The 3,436-nt window shown below is 39.7% G+C and carries 4 protein-coding genes; all 4 read left to right on the top strand.

Annotation, left to right across the window (positions count from 1 at the left end; all coding sequences use genetic code 11):
* The coding region (locus ACFIK2_RS08765; RefSeq protein ID WP_375677181.1) for an HNH/ENDO VII family nuclease at window positions 1–1,302 on the top strand (1,302 nt) is incomplete at its 5' end.
* A 55-nt stretch (window positions 1,303–1,357) separates the two neighbouring features.
* On the top strand, window positions 1,358–1,930 hold the full coding sequence (locus tag ACFIK2_RS08770) for an SMI1/KNR4 family protein (protein ID WP_375621713.1): 573 nt from the start codon (window positions 1,358–1,360) through the stop codon (window positions 1,928–1,930).
* A 52-nt stretch (window positions 1,931–1,982) separates the two neighbouring features.
* Window positions 1,983–2,453 carry an SMI1/KNR4 family protein gene (locus ACFIK2_RS08775; RefSeq protein WP_375677182.1) on the top strand — a complete coding sequence of 157 codons (471 nt, stop codon included), beginning with the start codon at window positions 1,983–1,985 and terminating at the stop codon, window positions 2,451–2,453.
* 5 nt (window positions 2,454–2,458) lie between these two features.
* Window positions 2,459–3,436: DUF6990 domain-containing protein (locus ACFIK2_RS08780; protein ID WP_375677183.1), on the top strand; the 978-nt coding region annotated here is incomplete at its 3' end.

Genomic DNA, 3,436 nt, shown 5'->3' on the forward strand with positions numbered 1-3,436 from the left:
ACTGCTATGCTCCAGTTTCAATTGTGGGTGCAAGGCATTGTGAAAGAGGAAATGGGGGACCTAAACGGTCGCACCCCAACTCCGGAAGAGGAAGCGCGTATAAACGCAAAGATTGATGCGCAGTTTGCTGACTTTAGAGACCACACCATTGATGTTGCACGGGCTGCTGGGGGCGTTGCTGCTGCCCTTGCCGGTGGCGATGTTGATGCCGGCGCTGATGCCGCAGGTAATGCCGCTGAAAATAACTACCTCAGCAGTGCTCAAATAGCCCAGATGAATAAAGAATTAAAGGAGTGTCCTGACCTTTTATGTGAAGCAGAAGTGTCTGCGAAGTGGTCTGCGATTAGTACAGGGCAAGGTATAAGCTTTGGGGCTGGTATAGTAGCTGGTGTACCGGCTGAAATATACGATACGGTTGATGGTTTTTGGCAACTAGCCAAACATCCCGAAGAGACTTTGAAAGCGCTCAAAGATTTTTTCAGCAGTGGTGAGATTTTGGCGACAATTGGTCAGACCCTTGGACAGTCCTATGTAGATCGCATTAATAAAATGGAGGAGGAATATGAGCGAGCCGGTGCTGGTGGATCCTTTAAAGCTGGACTTGAATTTGGAAAATTATTGACTGAAACAGCATCCCTAATGACAGGAGTTGCTGGAGCAGCCAAGGGAGGCATAAAGCTTGGCGAAAAGGCTTGGATTAAATTCATTGCTAGGAAAGATTTTGCCCAATTCGCTTCCAAGAAAAATCTTGCAGAACTTGCAGCTCAAGGAGATCCTGACAAACTTGCGGCGAGGAAAGAACTGACCAAACTTGCTGCTAAAGAAAAAAAGCTTTGGTTAAAAAAGAAACCCACTAAATTTACCGATAGCAAATTTGGACAGACCTACACAGTTTATCGGAGAGACGACCTGTTTGATCCTGACAAAAGGGTTAAATGGACTGAAAAAGGGGAAACGGTATGGGGCACTAATATTGATAGAATGAAAGCAAGAAGAGCACCTATAGGATATGATGGTAAGTCTGTTGAGTTGCATCACCTAAATCAAACCCCTGATGGACCCTTAGCAGAAATGAGCCATGAATTTCATAAAAAATATACTTCTGTTATTCATGCTAATCCAAAAACACATCAATCGCTCATAGATAGAAAAAAGTTTGAGAAGCAGAGAGAGGAATATTGGTATAAACTTGGTAATGGGTATGGAGAACAAGAAAACAGTAGTTTAGGAGGAATAATCAATATGAAATGGGGCATTATAGGTCTAAATTTTGACAGATGGGGACAGAAGAACCGGCAGTAATTCTCTACGGTTGATGAAAAGAGAAACTTATAAAATAATTTATGGAGGATAATTGATGAAAACCTATACCTTAGATGATGTTACAGTATTAGTTGATAAATATGAAGGTGATATTGTTAATTTTGCTAGCAAAGATAAGGAGGTTGATGATCTCGTGATTGAAAAAGCTGAGGAAATTCTTGGTTTGCAATTCACATCTTCCTATAAAGTTTTTTTAAAACATTATAAAGGCGGGGACATTGGTGGTTATGAAATCTATAGGCTTTATAAGGAGTGTGGAGAAGATATTCCTTTTGATGATATTGTTTTCCAAAATTTAAATGATAGGAAACGTGGTTTTGCAACACTAGAACAGCTTATCGTTTGTGATGCTGCTTTTGGTGAAACCTTTTATTTTGATTATACGCAGTTTAGGGATGGAGAATGCCCACTTTATGTCATGCTTCCATCTGAAGATTGCGAATATTACGCCAGTAATTTTTATGAATTCCTTTGCAAAAGAATTAAAGAAAGCGTGGGAGTTGAGATACCTGATGGTGATCAACCAATTGAAAAGATTGAGAACACTCCCACTCCGCAACCTATACCTTTTTACAAGAGCTTTTGGAAAAAACTATGGAAGAGGTGAAGTTGATAGAGGGAATATGGAGCGTTTATCACGCAAGTTTTGAGGATCATCCATGAAAACCTATACCTTAGCTGATGTTGCACAATTAATTAATAAGTATCCGGATGTTATCGACTTTGGCACTGCAGAGGATGCAGCTAGTGATGTACGGATTAAAGAGGCAGAAAAAACTCTCGGTTTACAATTCACCTCGTCCTACAAAAGTTTTTTAAAAAATTATGGAGGAGGAGAAATTGGAGGTTATGAAATTTTTAGCATTTATAACGCAAGTTTTGATAAGTGTCCTGCTGGTGATATTGTTTTCTATCATTTGACGGATATAAAAAATGGTTTCGCAAAACCAAATCAGCTTGCCGTGAATAGAACTGATTTTGGTGAAACATTTTATTTTGATTATTCTCAGTTTTGGGATGGTGAATGCCCACTCTATGTTGAAATTGCATCTGGAGATTCAGAGCATTACGCAAGTAACTTCTATGAATTTCTCTGTAAAAGAATTATGGAACATGCTGGGGGGGGGTAATGACGATGCAAACCAAAGACGCAACAGAGATTTTAAAAAAAGTTGGTTGGGAGCCCCATCGCGATGAAATGGGTGATATGTTTGCTTATTATCACCTCCCCGATCGCATAGTGCGTATTCATTATGGTGTCATAGATTATGGACGGGATAGCGGAAGATTGTGGGTTTCTGTCAGTCTTACTACTGCTGCTTATTGTCTTGGCTGTGAATATGCTAACGGTAAAGAATCTCAATCTCAATATGAGGCTATGCTGATTTCTTCAGAAGAGAATTTTGGAGTTACAGCACTGGAGTTTTTTGAAAGCCATGTCAAGGTAGCTTTAGACAAAGTGTTAGCTTGGGCGCAAGCACAAGATATTAAGAAAAAATTACGTAAAAAAGCTGCTAATCATTCTCTCGTTGCAAAGGCTCTACTCGGCGATACCGAAGCTTTAAGGAATTACAAACCTACACCTCAATTATATACACCAGAGTTTTCTGATTATGAAAAGATGACACAGGTTGAGCGCGTCATCTTTTTTGCTGAAGCTTATAAAAATAATGAATTGGATGACATTTTAGCACGCAAAAAACCGAAACAGCGTTTGATGAGTCTTACAGCAGCAACGCGCATTCTTAAAACCCAAGGGTGGTTTGTTACGGAACCTGGAAAAATGTGGCTGATTTTGCCCGACCGCTTCATTCAATTTGATTTTGGTTTTATCCGTCTTCATGATGATTATAATGTTCATCTTGAAGCAGGGATCTCCAACGAAGATATTTCTGTCGCTTGCCATTATATTCACGATAGTAGAAAATGTAGGCAGATATCAGCTACAAATATTTATCAGTCTTTTAATACGATTGAGGGAGGGGTTTTTAGTGGTGTTGGTAAAGGGATTGATATTCGTTTAGAGACATTAAATGAGCAAGAGTTAACAAAAATCTCTGAGCGGATAATACAGTGGGCGCGTGCTCAGGATTTAGAAGCAGCGATAGAAAGC

The organism is Bartonella sp. AP88XZML (assembly GCF_042195565.1).
Taxonomy (GTDB): Bacteria; Pseudomonadota; Alphaproteobacteria; order Rhizobiales; family Rhizobiaceae; genus Bartonella.

Excerpts from the sequence above, each read along its gene's own strand:
- ACFIK2_RS08770 (WP_375621713.1), top strand. The coding sequence starts at position 1,358 with ATGAAAACCTATACCTTAGATGATGTTACAGTATTAGTTGATAAATAT.
- ACFIK2_RS08775 (WP_375677182.1), top strand. The coding sequence starts at position 1,983 with ATGAAAACCTATACCTTAGCTGATGTTGCACAATTAATTAATAAGTAT.